A 20,427-nucleotide genomic window follows, 5' to 3' on the forward strand; every position below is an offset into this window, starting at 1 on the left:
GATATTTCACAAGGTGTTCTCTATGTTTATATGAAACTTTCTACGTTTTTTAGGTTTGAAAAACAGTGAAATCAAAGAAATCAGGTTATACCTCAATACCTGGTTTTTACCGTCATTCCCGAAACTGAAAATCGAACTTCTATTCATTCGCGTTTTTTTATTTTTTTTTTCTTCTTCTTCTATGTTTTGTGTATTAAAGTGTGGTATATAATTCACTTCAACCCCGCCAAATTCAATAATATCATCGCTGTTCTCAAACTCCATGCATATTTTAAGGAGGGTGCTTTTACTTACAACTGCCCTACATTCAGCTTTGATGATTCCCGAGGATGGTAAAGGCTTGTCAACCACCTTGTTGTGAAGTACTGTCGCTGCTATCGGTTCTCTTTGTTCCACTAGCCTTACAAGGGGTATATAGCTTTGAATACCAACGATGTGATAGGCGATTTTTACTTGCGTTATCAGGCTTCCTTTGGGCAGGGGCAACATCATGTATATCCATTTTGCTTCGCCAGGTTCTTTCACAGTAATTCGCACACTCGGGTGAAAAACGTATGGATATGAAATCCTGATTGACGGATCGCCCGTAACAAAACCTATCCCATGAAGCATGAGGGTAAGCTCTTCTTGGGGTTCTTTAATTGAGATATATTTGTTTCGGGATGTCATAAATTTCTCTTAAATTGCTGTTATTATGCTTTCAATTGACTTCTTAAACTGCTTATGCCAAGCTTTCAACAGGTTATAACTATTCCGTTTTTTCAAGTTTCATTTTTGAAAGTGTACTCCTGAATTCAGGAGAAGGAGTGAAAACGACGCGCATATTTTTAATATTGTCAGCTGTGAACTCGTCAGGATCGGAAACCCCTTCGCTTGAGAGAGAGAGACGCAACGTTCCAAAATTATTTAAATTCACGCTGTATCCCTCCATCAGGTATTTTGGAATTTCATCTACCATGTTCTCTATTACATTCATTACTGCCCCTCGTGTGAGAGAAGATTTTCCGGCAATTCCTTTGCTCAGTTGGTAATTGTTTATTGTCCCTGCTTTCACCGGACTAGCATACCACTTGCGTTTGGTCTCCGGTTCGAGCGGATTTGCTTTTTGAATCAATTTATACTTCATAAATGTTCTTGTATTTATATGTTTATTTTAATGTCTTATGTAAATTAAATTGAAAAATTCTGTAGCGAATGCACTAATTTATTGGATGTTACCCCGGCTTTGCCTATTGTCGCGTTTTTAGTAACGTTTATGATGTTCTTTTTATACGTATACCGCTTATTCTCTGACCGTTTACCGCTTTTTCTGATTTTTCCCTTTAATATGCTTTCCGTACGTTTAGCAGTGTCAAGGTGTCCGTTTATCCGCCATCATTTTTCGGTACAAACATAAGGTTTTCCCAAACCTGTCGTTAGGATTTTTTTAGTGAAATATAGCATAAAACAAGCTTTAACATTTATGGTTAATAGCACAATTCGCGCAATTGATTTTTTTAAATAATTAAATATCAGTATTATAATAGTGCTATTATTACTTTGGAGTTGTTGAAGAGTTTTTCACGAAATATTTAAAATTATTATATCATCGACAATTTTCACAATTGCCAGTCATAAATTATTTGAATGAAGCAGCTTATCGTGATGGTTATTTTTGTTAATCCTGAGGTAATCTTTGGTATTGTGTTGGTGTTACGCCCGTGTGTTTTTTAAATATTCTGGAAAAATAATTCACATCAAAAATGCCGCACATATCTGCTATTTCGCTGATGGGCTTGTTGCTACGCGTTAATAGTTTTTTAGCGTAAGCAATTTTTACTTGTTGAATATAGGTAGAGCTAGGGTATCCTGTTATGGCATTTAATTTTTTGTTTAGTTGTGATACACTTATTGCCAGCTCATGAGCCAATTTTTTTGCAGAGAAATTTGGATTTTTTATTTCGTGATGAATTATGTCTGTCACCTTTCTCAGGAACTCAACATTTAAATTGTTGCCTGTTTCGTTTTTTTCTTCTTTAAAAATTGTCCTCAGATATTTTTCTTTCAGTTTGTCGCGCGATTCAAGCAGTTTTTCGACACGTACCTGTAGTTCTTCACCCGTAAATGGTTTTCCTATATATGCATCTGCTCCGCTTTTAAATCCTTCTAAAAAATCGGATTGGGAGTTTTTGGCAGAAATGATAATTATTGGAATATGATTTAGAAGAGTTGATGATCTGATATCTTTACAAAGTTCTATACCGTTCTTTTTGGGCATAATAATGTCGGTAATCACAATGTCGGGGATATATTCATTGGCCATCTCCATGGCTGTAACCCCATTATCTGCATATAAAATATTGAGCTTGTCATTATTGAATAAGGCACTTATATAAAGGTATATATCTTTATTGTCTTCGACAATTAAAATTGTTTTACGTTCTCCTTTCTTCTTGGTCTCGAGGTTTACAATATCTTTGTTTTCAATTGGCGGAAGTTTTTCTAATATTCCCTGTTTGGTGTTTTGGCGCGGCGACCAGTGTGAGTACAACTTTTTTTCATCTCTGTTGATTGGCAGCCCTATTGTAAAGGTAGAGCCTTTTCCTTCAGCGCTCTCTACATCAATGGTGCCATTAAGATTGTATATCAGTTGCTTTGTAAGTGTAAGACCTATTCCGTAGCTCAGACTATCACTGGCTGATGGTGCTTTGTAAAACAGATCGAATATATAGGGTAGCTCGGTTTTAGTTATTCCGCTACCTTGGTCAATCACTTTGATCATCAGTCTTTTCTTATCTTTTTTATTTCGCTCAAGTATAATAAATACACGGCTACCATTGTCACTGTATTTTATTGCATTTGATAGAATATTTTGCAATATTTTGAAAAGGTAATCGGGTACAAAATCAGTCTCTATTTTATTTTCTTCACTGTAAAACACCAGTTCAATATCTTTTTGTTCAGCATATAACCCGAATGTTTCTGAAATCATCTGCACATAAGCTATGATATTGCCTGTTTTCCATTCCAGTTTGTTCTCATTTGTCTGTAAATTGGCTAAATCAAGAAGTTGATTTACAAGATCGGATAAATGACGTCCCTGCCGTTCAATTGCCGAGAGAAATGTGAGTGAGTTTTTACCAAGGTCTTTTTGTCCCTTGAGCTGCTTGCTCATCCCTAAAATTATGGTAAGCGGAGTTCTGAATTCATGGGCAAGTTTTATGAAAAAATCATTTCGTGTCTTTTCATTTTCGCGAAAACGTTTACTCTTGATACGCTCTGATAAAAAGTAAATAAGTAGAATTAACGATGCTGCTAAAAACAGGATAAATCCGGTATAAAGAACCTTGTTGTCAGGGTTATCAATAAGTAGGGTTGGGTGTAATAACGATGCAATGAATTTGTTATTGAATAATACCGATAATCTTAAAGCCGAAGCTTTAAATAAGATAAAGGTGCGAGCTGAAAATCCGGAAATAAGGTGATGACAAAGGTTCATACTTATTACTTAAAACTTAATTCTTATTCAGATCCATTATTTTACAGTTAAAAAACAATTAAATTACCGCATTGTAATTTTTTTCTTATCTTTCTTGTCTGTGACTTTACTGTTAACTTGATAAGATATTGTGCAATATATACTTTTTTTTATCAGACAACGCTTTTTTCAATTAAAAAACAGGTAATTAAGTGCAATAGGGTTGAAAAATGTTATATTTGATTATAATTAACTATTCCTTCTTTTAGAATCTTCACTTTTACTCATAAAAGACGAATTGTCAGGCTGTGTGATTACACATCTTTATTTTCTTGATAATTCACTTAAATAATTAATGTACTTTAGTTTGTACATATATGCACAGTTTTAAAAACGACACACTTCCCTGCAGCTTAATTAACTTCAAAATTAGCAATATTATTTTAAAAAGAATTGTATTTTTTATAAAATTGATCTTAGTGTATCTTTTTTTTGAATGTTCCTTTACGGGATACGTTTATAAATTTTTCACCATATACATACTTTTACCTGAAAAATCATTAGTTTTGCACTAAATATAATTAATGAATAATTTATGAACAGGGTGTTTGAAAGATTTGTGCTGGCCTTAATGATTGGAGGGCTATGTTTCTCATGTAAGCAGGGAGCTGCATTTAAAGTGGAAGGTAAAATAGAATCTGCAAAAGGTGATACTCTCTATCTTGAGCATAGAGGCCTGGGTGGTGTTGTACTTCTTGATTCTGCTGTGCTCAAAGAAAATGGTTCGTTTGCTTTTAAACAACCTGCCCCTCAAAACCCCGAGTTTTATCAGTTACGTATTGGCGATCAGAGAGTGGTTTTTACCGTCGATTCTTCAGAAACGCTTCATTTGCAGGCGGATGCTTCAAACTTATATAGTTCGTTTACCATAGTTGATTCTCCCACCAACGATCAGCTCAGAGAGGTAGATGCACTTACTATTGCTGCTGCCGGGAAAATTACCGGTATTGAAAATCTGCATAAAGCAAAATCGATTGATGATATGACCTTTATTGCCCGGCTTGACACGGTGCTGACAGAGTACAAGTCAAACATATCTCGCATGATTCTGGGAAATCCATCGAGTGCTGCTGCCTATTACGCCGTCTTTCAGAAGATAAACGACTATCTGATTTTCAATCCCTATGATAAAAAAGATTATGCAATGTTTGGAGCAGTTGCCACATCATGGAATAGGTATTACCCCGAAACAGAGAGAACAAAACATCTGTATGAATTTGCCATGAACGCATTGAAGACTCGAAGGCAACAAGAGCAGCAGGCACGTCTGTTGGAAAAAGTGCCAGTTGAAACAGTAACCCGATTACCCGATATTGCGCTGAGAGACATGAACGGGGATAAGAAGGCTCTCTCTTCGCTTCAGGGTAAAGTTGTTCTGCTTGATTTCGTGATATATAATGCTGATTTCTCTCCAAAACACAATATGGGCCTTAATGCTGTATATTCACAATACAGATCGCGCGGATTTGAAATATATCAGATTTCGTTCGATTCTGATGAGCATTTCTGGAAAACAGCAGCTGACAACCTGCCATGGATTACTGTCCGCGATCCTCAATCTGTAAATACACGTTTACTGTCGATGTACAATGTGAGGGAGATTCCTACAGGTTTTATCCTGAACCGTGAAGGAGATATTGTTGTTCGGATTGAAGACTTTTCAAAACTGAGTAATGAGTTGAAAAAAGTGTTGTAAAACATACGTAGGATATTTGTTTTATCAGAACAAAGTTTTTATCTTTGTAGCAATTACATCATGGAAAAAGGGAGTTCCGGTCTTATGAAAAGGCCGGAATTCTTTTCTTTATGTTAAGTTTTCACTAAGTTAAACAGGAGAAAAAATTATGTCTGTAACTTACATGACCGAAGACGGACTTCGGAGATTAAAAGAAGAGTTGATAGAGATGGAATCTGTACAGAGACCTGAGATATCGAGACAGATTGCCGAAGCCAGAGATAAGGGAGATTTGTCAGAAAACGCGGAATATGATGCCGCCAAGGAGGCACAGGGAATGCTTGAAGCAAAAATATCACAGATGAAAGGCCTTATTGCAACTGCCCGCCTGATAGATGAAAGCGCTATAGGTACTGATGAGGTTAAGATAATGAACAAGGTGACCATAAAAAACGTGCAGACAAAAAAACAGATGACCTATACCCTTGTCTCGGAGAGTGAAGCTGACCTTAAAAACGGTAAGATTGCTGTAAACACTCCTATCGCTCAGGGCCTGCTGGGTAAGAAAGTGGGTGATATTGCCGAGATAAAAGTGCCATCGGGTATCATGACGTTTGAGGTGTTGGAAATATCTATTTAAATCAATTATGGCTACAATTTTTAGCAGAATTATCTCCGGAGAGATTCCATCGTACAAGATTTCTGAAGATGATCGTTTTTACGCTTTCTTGGACATCAATCCTATGGCAAAAGGCCATACGTTGGTAGTCCCAAAACAGGAGGTCGACTATCTTTTCGACCTGGATGATATGCTTTTGGCAGATATGGTTGTTTTTGCCAAAAAGACGGCAAAGGCTATAGAGAAAGCTATCCCGTGCAAAAGGGTAGGTGTGATGGCCATTGGACTTGAGGTGCCACATGCGCATATTCATCTGATTCCCATTCAAAAAGAGGGTGATATGAGCCTTGCCAATCCGAAACTTAAACTTTCGAAGGATGAGTTTGAGGAAATTTCGGAGAAGATACGGAATGCCTTTTAGCACAAGTAAAGCCTTTAGCACACATCAAATATAGTTAACTGTGTTAAACAGTGGGCAAGTCACAGCTCATCGTTTTTGTTTTCATCCGGGAATGAGTCCACTATAATTAACAATACTCATAAAGTTTTTACTTTTACAAACATAGTGACCCCTATATGTCTTTTTCATTGCATTGAGACAAAATAAATATTTATATTCAGTGCATTATAATAACCATTTTTGATATTCAGGGTTTCATAACAGGCACATAAACTGTTATTGATATTTGCTGGTTATTAATGATACATATCTGTCAGATTTTCCTGATGCGGATACCTCTGACAAAATGACACTCCCCTTTTTCAAGAATCAGATCTGCGCGGAATCGTGTTGGGAGAATATTTTGTTCCAGATTCGGAAGATTTATTTCGTCCCAAACCCTATTGGCAAACTTCAACAGTCTTTTCTCCGGATAGAAGGCATATTTATGAAAATAGGAGTCAGGGTCACGGAAGGCAGTCAGTTGTAATTTTTTAAATCTCTCCAAATACCATTCACGGAGATCCTTCTCACTTGCGTCCACGTAAATTGAAAAATCGAAAAAGTCGGATACAAACACACGTCTCTTTGGTTTTTTGTTTAAGGAAACCTGTAGTACGTTTATACCCTCAACAATAAGAATATCAGGCCGCTCAATGGCTTGCGTCCTGTCTTTTATTACATCGTAATAGAGATGTGAATAGACCGGCACTTCAAATGTGTCACGTCCCGATTTTACACTTGCGAGAAACGACAACAATTTTTTTGCATCGTAACTTTCAGGGAATCCTTTTTTATTAAGTAATCCCCGCTTCTCCAGTTCATCGTTAGAGTACAAAAAACCGTCGGTAGTTATAAGTTCCACTTTCGGATGTCCCGGTGTCATAGAAAGCAACTTCTGAAGTACGCGGGCTGTAGTGCTCTTTCCTGCTGCAACACTTCCTGCTATACCTATGATGTATGGGATTTGTTTGCTGGTATTGACGAAAAACTGATCCCGTTCGTTGTGCAGGTTGCGATAGTGGGTTATATGGATCTGCAGAAGCCTGATCATAGGGATGTAAATGTCTTCTACTTCACTTAGCGTAAGCGGTTCATTAAGTGCTTGCAGTTTTGTAAGGTCGATGTCCGATATGGGAAACATTGGATGTTCCTCCAGTTTACGCCACTCTTCACGGGTGAAAGCACGAAATGGAGAATAGGTAACCTCGTAAGATTTATTCATTTTAAGTCTGTTTTTTTGATGCAAAGATAATATCATATGTCCGATATGGCATATTCACACGGAATAATCTTTATATCAGAAAGAAAAAACCGGTAATGATTGAATGATTACCGGTTTTCTTCATCTTTTCCCAGATAGGCAGATTTTTTATTGTATCATTTCAAAACTGCGTTTTACAAAATTACTAAGTGCCTCTCCTTTAAGCATTCCGTTAGAAAGGAGGGCCAGATCTAACATCTGCTTCAGCCTGGTATCGGAAGAGGCCTGTTCTATCAGTTCTTCTTTTTCTTTTCCTTCACTTTTGTTTATAAGCTCTTTTATTATTGGATGCTGCACATTCAGAACAATTTGATAGGTATCGGGCATCTCTCCGTAAAATGCCATCTGTTGCTGCATTACAGCCATCTCCTTCATTCTTCGTGAGAATTCGTTTTGGGTAATCTGAATAGGTTTGGATGATTCTCCAAGAGCTTTGAAATCAACGGCGAACTCCGTTTTTTCTATTATCGGCAGTTGTGATTTGATTGTTTCTGAAAGTGTTTCTTTCTGTTTGTCGCTTATATCAACTTTTTCTGCCTCCTCCTTCTCAATAATATGTTCTACTGTATCGCTATCGACTCTGACAAACCGGGTCTTCCCCATTTTTTGTTCCAGCAGGCCCATCCAGTGAACATCGAGCTGACCATCCATCATCAGCACATCGTACCCTTTATCTCTGGCAGCGTCTATATGCGCAAACTGTTCCTCTTTGTTGGCAGTATATAGGTAGATAATATCACCATTTTTATCAGTTTGTGCGCTTTCAACTAAAGTTTTATACTCTTCGGCTGTGAAGTATTTACCTTCAGTGTTTTTTAGTAGTGAAAATTTCACCGCCCTGTCATAGAACTTTTCTTCCGTGAGCATTCCGTACTCGATGAAAAGCTTCAGGCTATCCCATTTCTCTTCGAATTGTGAACGCTCATTTTTAAACAACTCTTCTAGTTTGTCGGCCACCTTTTTCATGATGTGGTTCGATATCTTCTTCACATTGTTGTCGCTCTGCAGATACGAGCGGGACACGTTAAGCGGAATATCGGGTGAGTCTATTACACCGTGCAGCAGTGTAAGAAATTCAGGTACAATGCCCTCTACAGAGTCCGTTACATATACCTGGTTGCTGTAGAGCTGTATTTTGTTGCGTTGCAGATCGATGTTGCTCTTTATCTTAGGGAAGTAGAGGATGCCGGTCAGATTAAAAGGATAGTCCACATTGAGATGAATCCAGAACATTGGTTCATCCATTATAGATAGCGGGTAGAGACCACGGTAGAATTTCAGGTAATCCTCATCTTTCAATACGGCTGGTTTTTGTTTCCAGAGCGGGTTAACATCATTTATTATGTTATCCTCCCCTGTATCCACATAATTGCCATCTTTCCACTCCTGTTTTTTGCCGAAAACAACCGGTACAGGAAGAAACTTGCAATATTTATTGAGGAGTGACTCAATTTTATCCTTTTCGAGAAAATCTTTATTCTCATCATCAAGATAAAGGATGATATCGGTTCCGCGTTCCTGCTTTTCAACCTCTTCCATTGTGAATTCCGGCGTTCCGTCGCAAGACCATTTCACGGCTGTTGCCTCTTCTTTATAAGATTTTGTTATGATATCCACTTTCTTCGCTACCATGAATGAGGAGTAGAACCCCAGGCCGAAATGGCCGATAATTGCATTGGCGCTATCTTTGTATTTGTCCAGAAAATCATTGGCGGATGATAGGGCAATCTGATTTATATACTTGTCAACCTCATCAGCTGTCATACCTATACCGCGATCTGAAATTTTGAGTGTTTTGCTTTTCTTGTCGATGGATATCCTGACTGACAAGTCGCCCAGTTCTCCTTTAAACTCTCCCACATCGGAGAGTGTTTTAAGCTTTTGTGTTGCATCCACAGCGTTTGAAACAATTTCACGCAGGAAAATCTCATGATCGCTGTATAGAAACTTTTTAATAATGGGGAAAATGTTATCGGTAGTCACCCCAATCTGTCCTTTTTGTACCATAAATATATACTTTTTTGGTTTATAAATTGGTTATTCTATTGTTATTCAGTTATTTTGTCGCAATTTGCCTTTTATTAATTCGTTAAACGGATATCAAAAATAACTTACATCGCCGAATAACGATAAAGAATTAAATAATATCCGGACTCTGTAAGCGAATAACGTACAAAGCGCACTTATTGTTAAAGGCAAATATTGTGCCATTATGTTAATATAAGCATCTAACTGTTTTTATGCGCTGATATGTTAATTCTATGTTTAACATATTTCATTATAAAGATTGCAGACTTGTTATTATTTAGAGTCATTTTAAAAAAGGGTTTATTTTGTTAGTATTGCAAAGATTTATATTAAACCTGTAGATATAGAAAATCTCAATCAAGCATCGATGCTATCAGGGGTACCCTTGTGATAGCTATATAGGGCTGATAGTCAGCTTGTTTATTTTAATATTTTTTTTGTTAACACTAATTAATCGTTTTTACATCTAAAACAATTTTCGTTTTAAATTTATCTTTTTATATTTGCAGTGACAACAAACGGTCTTTTCTTGACGAAGAAAAAGCAACTGTTATTTAACACAATTAAAAGTCATCGCTTATGAAGACAAAAATTTCTTTCGAAAAGCAACTGCTTAGTCTGCAGGACAACATGTTCAATTTTGCATTGACCCTGACTGCCGACAGAGAAGAAGCCAAAGATTTGTTGCAGGAAACAACTCTCCGTGTATTAGACAACAGAGAGAAGTATTATGAGAATGTAAACTTCAAAGGGTGGGTATTTACCATAATGCATAATATTTTTGTAAATAATTATCGTAAGATTGTCAGAAGCCAAACTATTATTGATAAAACAGAAAATCTCTATCATCTTAATTTACCGCAGGATTCCGGTTTTGATACTCCCGACGGGGCATACACGATAAAAGAGATAAACAAGGCTATTAACAGTTTTACTGATGAGTATAAAATACCTTTCTCAATGCATGTTTCCGGATACAAATATGAAGAAATTGCAAAGCACCTGGAATTACCTATAGGAACTGTAAAGAGCAGGATTTTCTTTGCAAGGAAAAGGCTTCAGGAATTACTAAAGGATTTCAGATATTACTCCGAATAAAATAATATCTGTATATAAAAGGAAACCTCTTCTGATTGAAGGGGTTTTTCTTTTATATAGCTTTCGGAGGATTACCTTTTTACATTGTTGTCTTAGGTTTTTCTTTTATAGTGAAATCTTTTGGGTTTTCAACCTTTTTGTCTAATAGGGCAAGATCTATAACCTCCTTTACATCACTAATGTAATGGAATGTAAGCCCCTTTAAATAGTCGTCCTTTATTTCTTCAATATCCTTTTTGTTCTCTTTGCACAGAATAATATCTTTGATACCAGCCCTTTTTGCTGCAAGTATTTTTTCGCGGATACCTCCTACCGGAAGAACCTTGCCTCGTAATGTTATCTCTCCCGTCATTGCCAGATTAGGACGCACTTTCCGCTGAGTAAACATAGATACCAATGATGTAATCATTGTGATTCCTGCCGAAGGGCCATCTTTTGGTATAGCACCTTCTGGTACATGTATATGAGTGTTCCAGTTGTCGAAAATATCAGGATTTATCTCCAACTCTTCAGAATGAGAGTGAATATATTCCATAGCTAACATAGCCGATTCTTTCATTACATCTCCCAAGTTGCCTGTAAGAGTGAGTTTCGAACCTTTTCCCCTACTTAGTGAACTTTCTACAAAAAGAATCTCGCCCCCAACTGCGGTCCATGCTAAGCCTGTTACAACACCTGCGTATTCATTGCCCTGATAGCGGTCTTTGGAGTACTCTTCCCTGCCAAGATACTCTTTGAGGCCGGAGACTTTCAGCGATTTAGGGTATTCCTCATCTGCAGCAATCTTACGGGCAACCCTGCGCATAATCTTTGCAATTTTTTTATTCAATTCACGCACACCCGATTCACGTGTGTAGTTTTCAATGATCTTATGCAGTGTGGGTTTGGGTATGACAAATGCACCTTTTTTAACACCATGATTCTGGAGCTCTTTGGGAACGAGGTGACGATAAGCTATTTCAATCTTTTCCTCTGTGATATATCCACCTACGTTTATCAGCTCCATACGGTCAAGCAGTGGCTGAGGAATTGAGTTTAAATTATTGGCTGTTGCTATAAACAGCACTTTCGATAAATCATAATCGATGGAGAGGTAATTGTCGTGAAAAGTGGAGTTTTGTTCCGGGTCGAGCACTTCAAGCAACGCAGAAGAGGGATCCCCACGGAAATCATTCCCTATTTTATCAACCTCGTCAAGTACGAACACGGGGTTTGATGAACCTGCTTTTTGAATATTCTGGATAATTCTTCCGGGTATCGCACCTATATATGTGCGCCGGTGTCCTCGTATTTCTGCCTCGTCGTGCAGCCCTCCGAGAGAAATGCGTACATATTTACGGCAGAGCGCTTCGGCGATAGATTTACCCAATGAGGTTTTCCCAACACCCGGAGGACCGTAAAGACAGAGAATGGGCGACTTAAGATCACCTTTCAGCTTTAACACTGCCAGATGCTCAATAATACGTTCTTTAACGGTTTCCATGCCGAAATGTTCCCTGTCGAGCACTTTTTGAGCATTCTTAAGATTGAAATTATCCTTCGTATATTCACCCCATGGAAGATCAAGTATGGTCTGAAGATATCCGAACTGTACCGAATAGTCGGGAGACTGGGGATTTAACCGCTCCAGCTTTTGCAATTCTTTTTCGAATATTTCCCCCACTTCGGAACTCCATTTTTTGTTTTTGGCTTTCTTCCTGAACTCATCAATCTCTATCTGTTGAGTATTGCCACCCAGTTCTTCCTGTATGGTTTTTATCTGTTGCTGCAAAAAATACTCTCTCTGTTGCTGATTCAGGTCCTCACGGGTTTTCATCTGGATATTCATCTTTAGTTCCAGAATTTGTGTCTCGCGGTTGAGAATCATCAAAAGTCGGTATGCCTGTTCTTTTTCGTCATTTATATTCAGAAGATCCTGCTTTTCGTGGCTTTCTATGGGCAGGTTTGTCGCACAATAACTAATGAGCATATCTGAAAATGCCTCACTTTTTATTGTCTGGATCAACTCTCTGGGGGGCTCACCCAACATGTGCAGCATATGAAGCATGGCATCGCGGATGGAGTCGAGAATAGCCCCGAACTCTTTATCTTCAGTCGATGCTTTCACATACTCCCTCAATTTAAACGTAGCCCTCATGTAAGGATCATTTTGTGTGATTTGCAACCACTCAAAACGTTTTTTTGCCTGCACGATAATGCTGAAGTTATTATCTGCAAGTTCAATAACACGCATCACCTCGGCAATTACGCCAATCTGATAAAGATCACTCTTCTCAGGATCTTCAATATTTGTGTCTTTTTGGCATACAAGACCTATATATCTTTGTTTCTTGCCAAGAGATCTGATCAATGCCAGCGATTTTTTTCTGCCGACCGAAATAGGCAGCGTGCTCCCGGGAAAAACTATTGTATTCCTCAACGGGAGCAGCGGTAAGGTCTCTTTCAGATGTGATTCATCAACCTCCGTATTGCCGTCAATAAAATCGCTGGTAATAAAAGAGATAACGTTTGTTTCAGAACCCTCATCACTTGTTGTATATTTTTTAAATGGATTCATAATATAACTTTCTCTGTAATAAAAACAGAAAAATAAGTACTTTTGTTTTTTAGTTTTTTATACTAAAGAACAAATTCCATGCCAAAAGAGACTCAAAGATTGACATATTATGAGCAATCCCTATTTTAGGTTTAAACAGTTTGTCGTGCACCATGACAAGTGCGCAATGAAAGTGGGAACAGACGGTGTTTTGCTGGGCGCATGGTCAAGCGTTGCCAATGCTAAGAGTATATTGGATGTGGGAACAGGTGCAGGCCTTATAGCAATGATGATTGCTCAGCGTAACCCGTGTGCCAGGATTATGGCTGTTGATATTGATATGGATGCAGTGAAGCAGGCAAAGGAAAATGTAATAAATTCACCTTTTTCCGGTAGAATAGATGTAGAGTTGATCGATTTCAGAATTTTTGCCAAAAGCAGGCAGGAGCGTTTTGATTTAATTGTATCCAATCCTCCCTATTTTTCAAATTCTTTTTTGCCGGCCGACTCCCACAGGACAACAGCAAGGCATTCTGTTTCAATGTCGTTGGAGGATCTGTTGGTCTCGGGAAAGAGGTGCCTTAATAAAAACGGAGTTATCTCAATGATTCTTCCTTATGACAAGATTAGCGAACTTGAATTTTTGTGTGATAAGTATCTCTTCAGCATGAAACGTAAAACTATTGTATATCCATTGCCAAACGTAGTTCCAAAAAGGATTTTAGTGGAGATAACTTTGAAAAAAACCACCTGCCTTGAAGCAGATTCACTTACAATTGAGACATCCAGGCACCAGTACACAGAGGATTTTACCAATCTTGCAAGAAGTTTTTACTTATATCTTTAGATTCGGGCGTATTCCCGGGGGCGTTATGAAATAAACTTAATATATTAAGTTTATTAATTTAAATTTATATATTATCTTTGCTGCGTGCAGTATGAGACGAGCATGCAAATCATTAGTAAACGTGAAAATAATTAGAAGTAAGTTCAAATTAATTCTGATTTTTGCTTCACTGGGTAAAATAAAGAAATTTACTCTGCGAACGCTTAGCACGAAAGTTTTGTTAGATAATTGTTTATCAGCTTAATTGTTTAATAATATGAAGAAATTTACATTCCTGGCCCTGTCTATTTTATATGCCTGCTTTTTTGCACAGGGAGCCGATACTGTTCATGTTAAACAGACAAAAATACCGGTTCTGATTGACAGATCGGATAATGTTTTGTTTTATATCCGTATTGATGCTGAGAAATCGAAGGTGCTGAATGAGATAATGCTGCTTTTTTCAGATCAGGTTAATATGGATGAGATAAGTAGTATAAAACTATATTATGGCGGCACTGAAGCTGCACAGCGCAAAGGACAGACAATCTATTCGCCGGTGCAGTACATTTCAAGCTTAGCACCCGGGAAAACAAAAGAGGCCAATAGTTCCTATTCGGTAAAATTGGTTGAAATACCTTCGCCACGGAATGAAGTAACACTTTCTACAAACTGCTCGCTATTTCCCGGAATCAACTACTTCTGGATAAGCCTGGAGATGAAACCGGGTACTTCTCTTTTGTCGAAGATAGATGTAGAAATGTCTTCTGTAAAACTTGATATGAAAAGTGCTCCGCTATGTTTCGCCACTGGAAGTACATTACACAGAATGGGAATAGGTGTGCGCCATGCCGGGGATGATGGTGCAGCTGCTTACAGGATTCCGGGACTTGTTACAACCGGGAAAGGCACTCTGCTGGGAGTATATGATGTACGTTATAACAGTAGCGTGGATTTACAGGAATATGTTGATGTGGGTTTGAGTAGAAGCATTGATAATGGTCAGACATGGGAAGAGATGAGACTTCCTCTCAGCTTTGGAGAGTATGGGGGACTGCCTAAAGCTCAAAATGGAGTGGGGGACCCGTCCATACTTGTAGATGAGAAGACAGGAAACATATGGGTTGTGGCGCTTTGGACACATGGTATGGGAAATGGCCGCGCATGGGTAAACTCAATGAACGGTAACGGAAAGGAGTCGACTGGCCAGCTGGTGATGACAAAAAGTACCGATGACGGAAAAACATGGTCCGATCCGGTTAATATCACGGAACAGGTGAAAGATCACTCTTGGAACCTATTGCTGCAGGGTCCGGGAAGAGGTATTACTATGATGGACGGCACGCTGGTGTTCCCTATACAGTTCATAGATTCTACCAGGATTCCCAATGCAGGCATCATGTTCAGCAAAGACCGAGGTGAAACATGGAAGATTCATAATCCGGCACGTTCCAACACAACCGAAGCACAGGTTGCTGAAGTGGAACCGGGGGGGCTAATGCTTAATATGCGCGACAACAGAGGGGGGAGCCGTGCAGTTTCAATTACTAAAGATCTTGGCGAAACATGGTTTGAACATCCCTCTTCAAGATCTGTTCTTCAGGAACCAGTATGTATGGCAAGCTTGATTAATGTAAGGGCTAAAGATAATGTTTTGGGAAGAGATATTCTACTTTTTTCAAATCCTAACTCTTCACAGCATCGCAAAGATATAACAATTAAAGCTAGCCTGGACGGCGGATTGACTTTTCCTGAGGAGTATCAGGTATTGCTTGATGAAGATTTTGGCTGGGGTTATTCATGCCTGACAATGATAGATGATGAGACTGTAGGGATCCTGTATGAAAGCAGTGTCGCACATATGACGTTTCAGGCTGTAAAACTGACAGATATTGTCAGGGAGAAGAAATGAAACCCTTATTCTGCTTTATCAATCTTGAAATGAAAACTTCAAAATTATTTCTTAAAATCATAAAAAGTTGTAATTTTGCAGTTTTAAAATTTCGGGACTGTGAATAAAGTGATCACCATTAAAGACAAACAGTTTGAGCTGTTTATTGAACAAGAGGTAATAGAACATGAGATAAGGCGTGTTGCCAGGCGTATGAATTCTGAGCTTGAAGGCAAGAATCCTATTTTCCTAGCGGTATTAAACGGCGCTTTTATGTTTGCCGCTGAACTGATGAAAGAGGTTTCGATTCCAAGTGAGATTACATTTGTGCGCCTCGCCTCTTATCATGGAACCACTAATACCGGCTGCATACAGGAAGTCCTGGGGCTTAATGAAAGCATAAAGGGTAGATGTGTGGTGATTGTTGAAGATATTGTGGACAGTGGCAATACAATGGTTGCTCTTGTTGAAGAGTTGAAAAAACACCAGCCCGGGGAGGTGAAAATAGCCACTTTGCTGTTTAAGCCTGCCGCGTTAAGGAATAAATTGGATATCGATTATGTAGCACTTGAAATACCCGGTGATTTTATTGTAGGATATGGTTTGGATTATGATGGATACGGCAGGAACCTGAAAAATATTTATAAAGTGAAATAGTTTTACCGTTTCATGTTAAAAAAAAGGTGAATATTTCCCGCTAACGGGTAAATGATTTTAAAATAGTCTATTTTGTGGAAATTTCTTCCTGAAATGCTGAACTAAATAAAAAAAATAGCTATTTTTGTATTAAAGTAGATATGTAATTAACGCAAGTAGATAAAATAATTATTCAAAATGGACAAAGATGAAGTAAAAAAATCGCCAAAAGCGAATTTGGAAGTGCATAAAAACACTTTCATCCTTATGGGGTTAGTGCTTGGTATATCTGTCCTCTTCTTCGCTTTTGAATGGTCGACTGAAACCAAAAAACTTGACGAGACTGTCATCGTTCAGGATATTTTGGCTGAAGAAGAGATCGAGGTTACGCGTAGGGAACCTACTCCTCCGCCACCTCCACCACCACCTGAACCGGAAACACCCGAGATCATTGAGGTGGTAGATCAAAAGGTGGAAACAAAATTTGATATCCAGGTTGAGGATAATCAGGCTCAAAGACAGGTTCAGACCTATGTACCGCCACCACCACCAAAACCAAAGCAGGAAGAGGTGACTGAAGAGATTTTCGTGGTTGTTGAAAATCAACCGGAGTTCCCGGGAGGTAACGCTGCAATGATGAAATTCTTAAGTGACAATATCAAATATCCTGTAATTGCACAGGAAAACGGTATTCAGGGAAGAGTTATCTGTAACTTTGTGGTAGAGAGAGATGGAAGTATTACTGACGTGCAGGTAGTGAGAGGCGTAGACCCATCACTTGACAGAGAGGCCGTTCGCGTTATCCAGTCTATGCCAAGATGGACACCGGGTAAGCAACGTGGACAAGCTGTGCGCGTACGATTTACACTTCCGGTGGTATTCCGTTTACAGAACTAATTTTTAACTGAGAATGCATAAGGGGCTGCTTTTTGAATATGAGAGCAGCTCTTTTTTCATTATCCTTATACAATGATAGTTCGGTAAAAAAGTATCGAGATTCAATGCAATACATTAATTTTCAGTAGAATATACTTTACCAAAGTTATGAAGTCTTTCTTCCTGATTGTCAGGTGTTTAAGTAGCCGTTTACTGAAATATTGAAACAAATGAGTAGTAAAATTTCCGTTTTTGAAAAGAAAATAGGTGATGCCATAGATAAAGTTCTGATGGATGATCAACCGAAGTCATTGTTTGATCCGGTGAGATACATCCTTTCTATGGGAGGTAAGCGGCTTCGCCCTTTATTGACGTTAATGGCTGTAGACCTGTTCGGAAAAGATGTTGACAAAGCTATTAATCCGGCGTTAGCTATCGAAATTTTTCATAACTTCTCACTTCTGCACGATGATCTCATGGATAATGCAGATATGAGGCGTGGAAAACCGGCGGTACACAAAAAATGGAGTGCCAACAGTGCCATCCTTTCAGGTGATGCAATGGTGATTGAGGCATATAAATATATTGCAAAAGTACCTGCAGAGATGCTTTTTGAAGTGTTAAATCTGTTTTCCGAGACCGCTATGGAGATATGCAAAGGGCAGCAATATGATATGGATTTTGAAAGGCGTATGGATGTCTCTGAAACAGAATACATTGATATGATTCGTTTAAAAACTGCTGTTCTCATAGGTTGTGCTTTAAAGATCGGTGCAATTATTGCAGATGCCTCTCCACGCGATGCCGATTATCTTTACCAGTATGGTATAAATATGGGGCTTGCTTTTCAGTTAAAAGATGATCTTCTTGACGTTTATGGCGATCCGTTGAAATTCGGGAAAAAAACAGGTGGTGACATATTGTGTAACAAGAAGACCTACTTATTGATTAAAGCGTTAAAAAATTCAAACGAAAGACAAAGGGCAGAACTTAAAAAATGGATCTTAGCAACCGATTATAATCCTGATGAGAAAATCAGATATGTTAAAAATGTGTATGATGAATTAAATTTAAAATCAATTTCTGAGAATCTCATTGAAAAGTATTACCTTGTATCGCTTCATTATCTTTCATTAGTCAGTGTTGCGGATGATCACAAAAAAGAGTTGGCTGACTTGTGCGAAACCCTTATGTACAGAGAGAAGTGAATAGATCTTGAATAAGAATTTAAAATAAAAAATTACTGTCGCAGATTAGTTATTGATGCCATATCGCAGATTGCCCAATACTGATACAGCTCGCATAAAAGCGTTGAAGACAGCTATAGAAAAAGCTGCAGAGACAGATTTTAAAGAGTTGTCTATTTCACCCAGCGTGTTGAGTGAAGCCAGGGATGTTGTATCACATTTCGAATACCTGTGCACGCGTTATCAGCAAGTTTATAACACACAGGTAAAAGCTAACAAAACCTTTATCGGTAAAGTGAAAAATGCAAGAATGTATCTCTCTCATTTTGTTCAGGTGCTGTATATGTGTGTATTACGCTCTGAAATAAAAGAAGAGCAGTTGGAACTATATGGCCTTGAGAATTTAAACATGGTTCTTCCTGATCTGACATCAAACGAACAGCTGCTGGAGTGGGGAATGAAAATTATTGAGGGAGAGAAAAAACGTACGTCAAGGGGTGGGGTTCCTATTTACAATCCGTCTATTGCCAAAGTAAAGGTTATATACACTCTGTTTAAAGATGGTTTACAAACACAAAAGCTGCATCAGAAAGCTACTGCACGCGTTTTGAAGGAGGTTGCGGACTATAGGGTAAAGGTAGATGAGGTAATAATTGATATTTGGGAACAGGTGGAAAAGCACCATATAAATTTAACTCCAGAAGAGCGTCTTGCAAGAAACCGTGAATATGGTGTGGTTTATTATTACAGAAAGGGAGAGGTGATAGAATGAGCCTAATAGATACTCACGCTCATCTGTTTGCTGAGGAATTTGAACACGATATTGCAGAAGTAATTTCTCGTGCCAAAGAGAGGGGAGTAAGGAAGGTATTACTGCCCAATATTGATGAAACATCGATTGACAGCCTTAAAAGAACAACTGAACACTATCCCGGTTTTTTTTATCCTATGATTGGGCTTCATCCTACAAGTGTAACCCGAGATTGGAAAAACCAGCTTTATGCTATTTATCAAGAATATAGTAACGGCTCTTATATCGCTGCCGGCGAAATAGGAATAGACCTCTACTGGGATACAACGTTTCGGAAAGAGCAAATAGAAGCTTTTGAAGAGCAGTTGAAATGGTGCACCGAAAAAAATGTACCGGCATCAATACATTTTAGGAATGCCACAGAAGAAGTTATAAAAAGTATTAAAAGAGTAGGCGCAAAATCGTTGCGAGGTGTATTTCACAGCTTTGGGGGGAACTTGGATGAGCTGGAAGAGATAATGAAATTGAAAAATTTTTGGGTGGGAATAAACGGAGTTGTTACGTTTAAAAACTCAGGACTCTCAGAAACACTGAAATTATGTCCGATAGACAAGATACTGCTTGAAACAGATTCACCATATCTTGCTCCCGTGCCATACAGGGGTAAGAGGAATGAGCCCTCATATTTGCCTTTTATAGTGAAAAAGCTGTCAGAAGTATGGAAGGAGACGGAAGAAAACATAATAGAGGTAACAAGTAGTAGCGCTAAGGAGCTTTTTAATATTACAGTTTAGGAACTGAACCTTTATTCCGAAAAGATATCCAGAATATTTTTTTATTAAAATAATTTCTCGCTAGAGTAGTTTATAATCGATAAATTCAGTAATTTTGCCAACCAAAAGGAGAAGAAATGAAATATTTTTTGTAATTTGCACCCGTTTTCGTTGAAGTCTCCTGCCTGGAGAGATGCTCGAGTGGTTGAAGAGGCACGCCTGGAAAGCGTGTATACGCCAAAAGTGTATCGCGGGTTCGAATCCCGCTCTCTCCGCACCCTCGTAAAAGAATGTGTAAAGGAAAAAAGTCG

At 38.4% G+C, this 20,427-nt stretch carries 17 protein-coding genes and 1 tRNA gene; 12 read left to right on the forward strand and 6 right to left on the reverse strand.

Annotated features, from left to right (window positions below; translation table 11 throughout):
* Positions 1 to 6: 6 nt before the first annotated feature.
* The 3 genes from B3B27_RS06515 to B3B27_RS06525 all read right to left on the reverse strand — a co-directional run bounded on the left by B3B27_RS06515 (position 7) and on the right by B3B27_RS06525 (position 3,478).
* Positions 7 to 669 (reverse strand): hypothetical protein, encoded by a 663-nt coding sequence (locus B3B27_RS06515; protein ID WP_286846052.1) that lies wholly within the window; start codon positions 667 to 669, stop codon positions 7 to 9.
* 79 nt (positions 670 to 748) lie between these two features.
* Positions 749 to 1,126: an HU family DNA-binding protein gene (locus tag B3B27_RS06520; RefSeq protein ID WP_238841501.1), complete on the reverse strand. Its 378-nt coding sequence runs from the start codon at positions 1,124 to 1,126 to the stop codon at positions 749 to 751.
* A 531-nt stretch (positions 1,127 to 1,657) separates the two neighbouring features.
* Positions 1,658 to 3,478, reverse strand: a complete 1,821-nt coding sequence (locus B3B27_RS06525; protein WP_286847161.1) for a hybrid sensor histidine kinase/response regulator transcription factor — start codon at positions 3,476 to 3,478, stop codon at positions 1,658 to 1,660.
* Positions 3,479 to 4,052: 574 nt separating this feature from the next.
* On the opposite strand from B3B27_RS06525, the gene B3B27_RS06530 reads away from it, so the two are divergent.
* The 3 genes from B3B27_RS06530 to B3B27_RS06540 all read left to right on the forward strand — a co-directional run bounded on the left by B3B27_RS06530 (position 4,053) and on the right by B3B27_RS06540 (position 6,232).
* Entirely contained in the window at positions 4,053 to 5,213 is a 1,161-nt protein-coding gene (locus B3B27_RS06530; protein ID WP_286832446.1) for a TlpA disulfide reductase family protein, read from the forward strand.
* A 148-nt stretch (positions 5,214 to 5,361) separates the two neighbouring features.
* The gene (greA, locus tag B3B27_RS06535; protein ID WP_238841504.1) at positions 5,362 to 5,832 is read left to right on the forward strand and encodes a transcription elongation factor GreA; all 471 of its coding nucleotides are present in this window, start codon (positions 5,362 to 5,364) and stop codon (positions 5,830 to 5,832) included.
* 7 nt (positions 5,833 to 5,839) lie between these two features.
* A complete protein-coding gene (locus B3B27_RS06540; protein ID WP_238841505.1) occupies positions 5,840 to 6,232 on the forward strand; it encodes an HIT family protein in 393 nt (130 codons plus the stop codon).
* Between the two features lie 292 nt (positions 6,233 to 6,524).
* Here B3B27_RS06540 and coaA read toward each other — a convergent pair whose 3' ends face one another.
* Entirely contained in the window at positions 6,525 to 7,475 is a 951-nt protein-coding gene (coaA, locus tag B3B27_RS06545) for a type I pantothenate kinase (protein ID WP_238841506.1), read from the reverse strand.
* A gap of 147 nt (positions 7,476 to 7,622) precedes the next feature.
* A complete protein-coding gene (gene htpG / locus B3B27_RS06550; protein WP_286847162.1) occupies positions 7,623 to 9,521 on the reverse strand; it encodes a molecular chaperone HtpG in 1,899 nt (632 codons plus the stop codon).
* A gap of 600 nt (positions 9,522 to 10,121) precedes the next feature.
* Here htpG and B3B27_RS06555 point away from each other — a divergent pair.
* A complete protein-coding gene (locus B3B27_RS06555) occupies positions 10,122 to 10,640 on the forward strand; it encodes an RNA polymerase sigma factor (protein ID WP_238841508.1) in 519 nt (172 codons plus the stop codon).
* A 79-nt stretch (positions 10,641 to 10,719) separates the two neighbouring features.
* Here the strand turns inward: B3B27_RS06555 and lon are convergent, their stop codons facing one another.
* Positions 10,720 to 13,197 (reverse strand): endopeptidase La, encoded by a 2,478-nt coding sequence (gene lon / locus B3B27_RS06560; RefSeq protein WP_238841509.1) that lies wholly within the window; start codon positions 13,195 to 13,197, stop codon positions 10,720 to 10,722.
* 109 nt (positions 13,198 to 13,306) lie between these two features.
* Between lon and B3B27_RS06565 the strand changes: the two genes are divergently transcribed.
* The 8 genes from B3B27_RS06565 (at position 13,307) to B3B27_RS06600 (ending at position 20,391) form a co-directional block, all read left to right on the forward strand.
* The gene (locus B3B27_RS06565) at positions 13,307 to 14,023 is read left to right on the forward strand and encodes a tRNA1(Val) (adenine(37)-N6)-methyltransferase (RefSeq protein WP_238841510.1); all 717 of its coding nucleotides are present in this window, start codon (positions 13,307 to 13,309) and stop codon (positions 14,021 to 14,023) included.
* A 256-nt stretch (positions 14,024 to 14,279) separates the two neighbouring features.
* Positions 14,280 to 15,914: a sialidase family protein gene (locus tag B3B27_RS06570; RefSeq protein WP_286847163.1), complete on the forward strand. Its 1,635-nt coding sequence runs from the start codon at positions 14,280 to 14,282 to the stop codon at positions 15,912 to 15,914.
* Positions 15,915 to 16,013: 99 nt separating this feature from the next.
* A complete protein-coding gene (hpt, locus tag B3B27_RS06575) occupies positions 16,014 to 16,550 on the forward strand; it encodes a hypoxanthine phosphoribosyltransferase (protein ID WP_238841512.1) in 537 nt (178 codons plus the stop codon).
* 177 nt (positions 16,551 to 16,727) lie between these two features.
* Complete coding sequence (locus B3B27_RS06580; protein WP_286847164.1) at positions 16,728 to 17,426, forward strand: energy transducer TonB; 699 nt, start codon at positions 16,728 to 16,730, stop codon at positions 17,424 to 17,426.
* Positions 17,427 to 17,635: 209 nt separating this feature from the next.
* On the forward strand, positions 17,636 to 18,613 hold the full coding sequence (locus B3B27_RS06585) for a polyprenyl synthetase family protein (RefSeq protein WP_238841514.1): 978 nt from the start codon (positions 17,636 to 17,638) through the stop codon (positions 18,611 to 18,613).
* Between the two features lie 55 nt (positions 18,614 to 18,668).
* The gene (locus tag B3B27_RS06590; RefSeq protein ID WP_238841515.1) at positions 18,669 to 19,364 is read left to right on the forward strand and encodes a hypothetical protein; all 696 of its coding nucleotides are present in this window, start codon (positions 18,669 to 18,671) and stop codon (positions 19,362 to 19,364) included.
* Positions 19,361 to 20,137 (forward strand): TatD family hydrolase, encoded by a 777-nt coding sequence (locus tag B3B27_RS06595; RefSeq protein ID WP_286844891.1) that lies wholly within the window; start codon positions 19,361 to 19,363, stop codon positions 20,135 to 20,137. Before B3B27_RS06590 ends, B3B27_RS06595 begins: the two co-directional genes overlap by 4 nt.
* 166 nt (positions 20,138 to 20,303) lie before the next feature.
* Positions 20,304 to 20,391: transfer RNA gene (locus B3B27_RS06600), tRNA-Ser, on the forward strand.
* The last annotated feature ends 36 nt before the right edge of the window (positions 20,392 to 20,427 follow it).

Source organism: Proteiniphilum sp. UBA5463, from assembly GCF_002427225.1.
GTDB classification, from domain to species: Bacteria; Bacteroidota; Bacteroidia; order Bacteroidales; family Dysgonomonadaceae; genus Proteiniphilum; species Proteiniphilum propionicum.

Bases quoted from the DNA above. Each gene is read 5' to 3' on its own strand.
- B3B27_RS06515 (WP_286846052.1), bottom strand. From the start codon at position 669: ATGACATCCCGAAACAAATATATCTCAATTAAAGAACCCCAAGAAGAG.
- B3B27_RS06520 (WP_238841501.1), bottom strand. From the start codon at position 1,126: ATGAAGTATAAATTGATTCAAAAAGCAAATCCGCTCGAACCGGAGACC.
- B3B27_RS06525 (WP_286847161.1), bottom strand. From the start codon at position 3,478: ATGAACCTTTGTCATCACCTTATTTCCGGATTTTCAGCTCGCACCTTT.
- B3B27_RS06530 (WP_286832446.1), top strand. From the start codon at position 4,053: ATGAACAGGGTGTTTGAAAGATTTGTGCTGGCCTTAATGATTGGAGGG.
- greA (WP_238841504.1), top strand. From the start codon at position 5,362: ATGTCTGTAACTTACATGACCGAAGACGGACTTCGGAGATTAAAAGAA.
- B3B27_RS06540 (WP_238841505.1), top strand. From the start codon at position 5,840: ATGGCTACAATTTTTAGCAGAATTATCTCCGGAGAGATTCCATCGTAC.
- coaA (WP_238841506.1), bottom strand. From the start codon at position 7,475: ATGAATAAATCTTACGAGGTTACCTATTCTCCATTTCGTGCTTTCACC.
- htpG (WP_286847162.1), bottom strand. From the start codon at position 9,521: ATGGTACAAAAAGGACAGATTGGGGTGACTACCGATAACATTTTCCCC.
- B3B27_RS06555 (WP_238841508.1), top strand. From the start codon at position 10,122: ATGAAGACAAAAATTTCTTTCGAAAAGCAACTGCTTAGTCTGCAGGAC.
- lon (WP_238841509.1), bottom strand. From the start codon at position 13,197: ATGAATCCATTTAAAAAATATACAACAAGTGATGAGGGTTCTGAAACA.
- B3B27_RS06565 (WP_238841510.1), top strand. From the start codon at position 13,307: ATGAGCAATCCCTATTTTAGGTTTAAACAGTTTGTCGTGCACCATGAC.
- B3B27_RS06570 (WP_286847163.1), top strand. From the start codon at position 14,280: ATGAAGAAATTTACATTCCTGGCCCTGTCTATTTTATATGCCTGCTTT.
- B3B27_RS06580 (WP_286847164.1), top strand. From the start codon at position 16,728: ATGGACAAAGATGAAGTAAAAAAATCGCCAAAAGCGAATTTGGAAGTG.
- B3B27_RS06585 (WP_238841514.1), top strand. From the start codon at position 17,636: ATGAGTAGTAAAATTTCCGTTTTTGAAAAGAAAATAGGTGATGCCATA.
- B3B27_RS06590 (WP_238841515.1), top strand. From the start codon at position 18,669: ATGCCATATCGCAGATTGCCCAATACTGATACAGCTCGCATAAAAGCG.
- B3B27_RS06595 (WP_286844891.1), top strand. From the start codon at position 19,361: ATGAGCCTAATAGATACTCACGCTCATCTGTTTGCTGAGGAATTTGAA.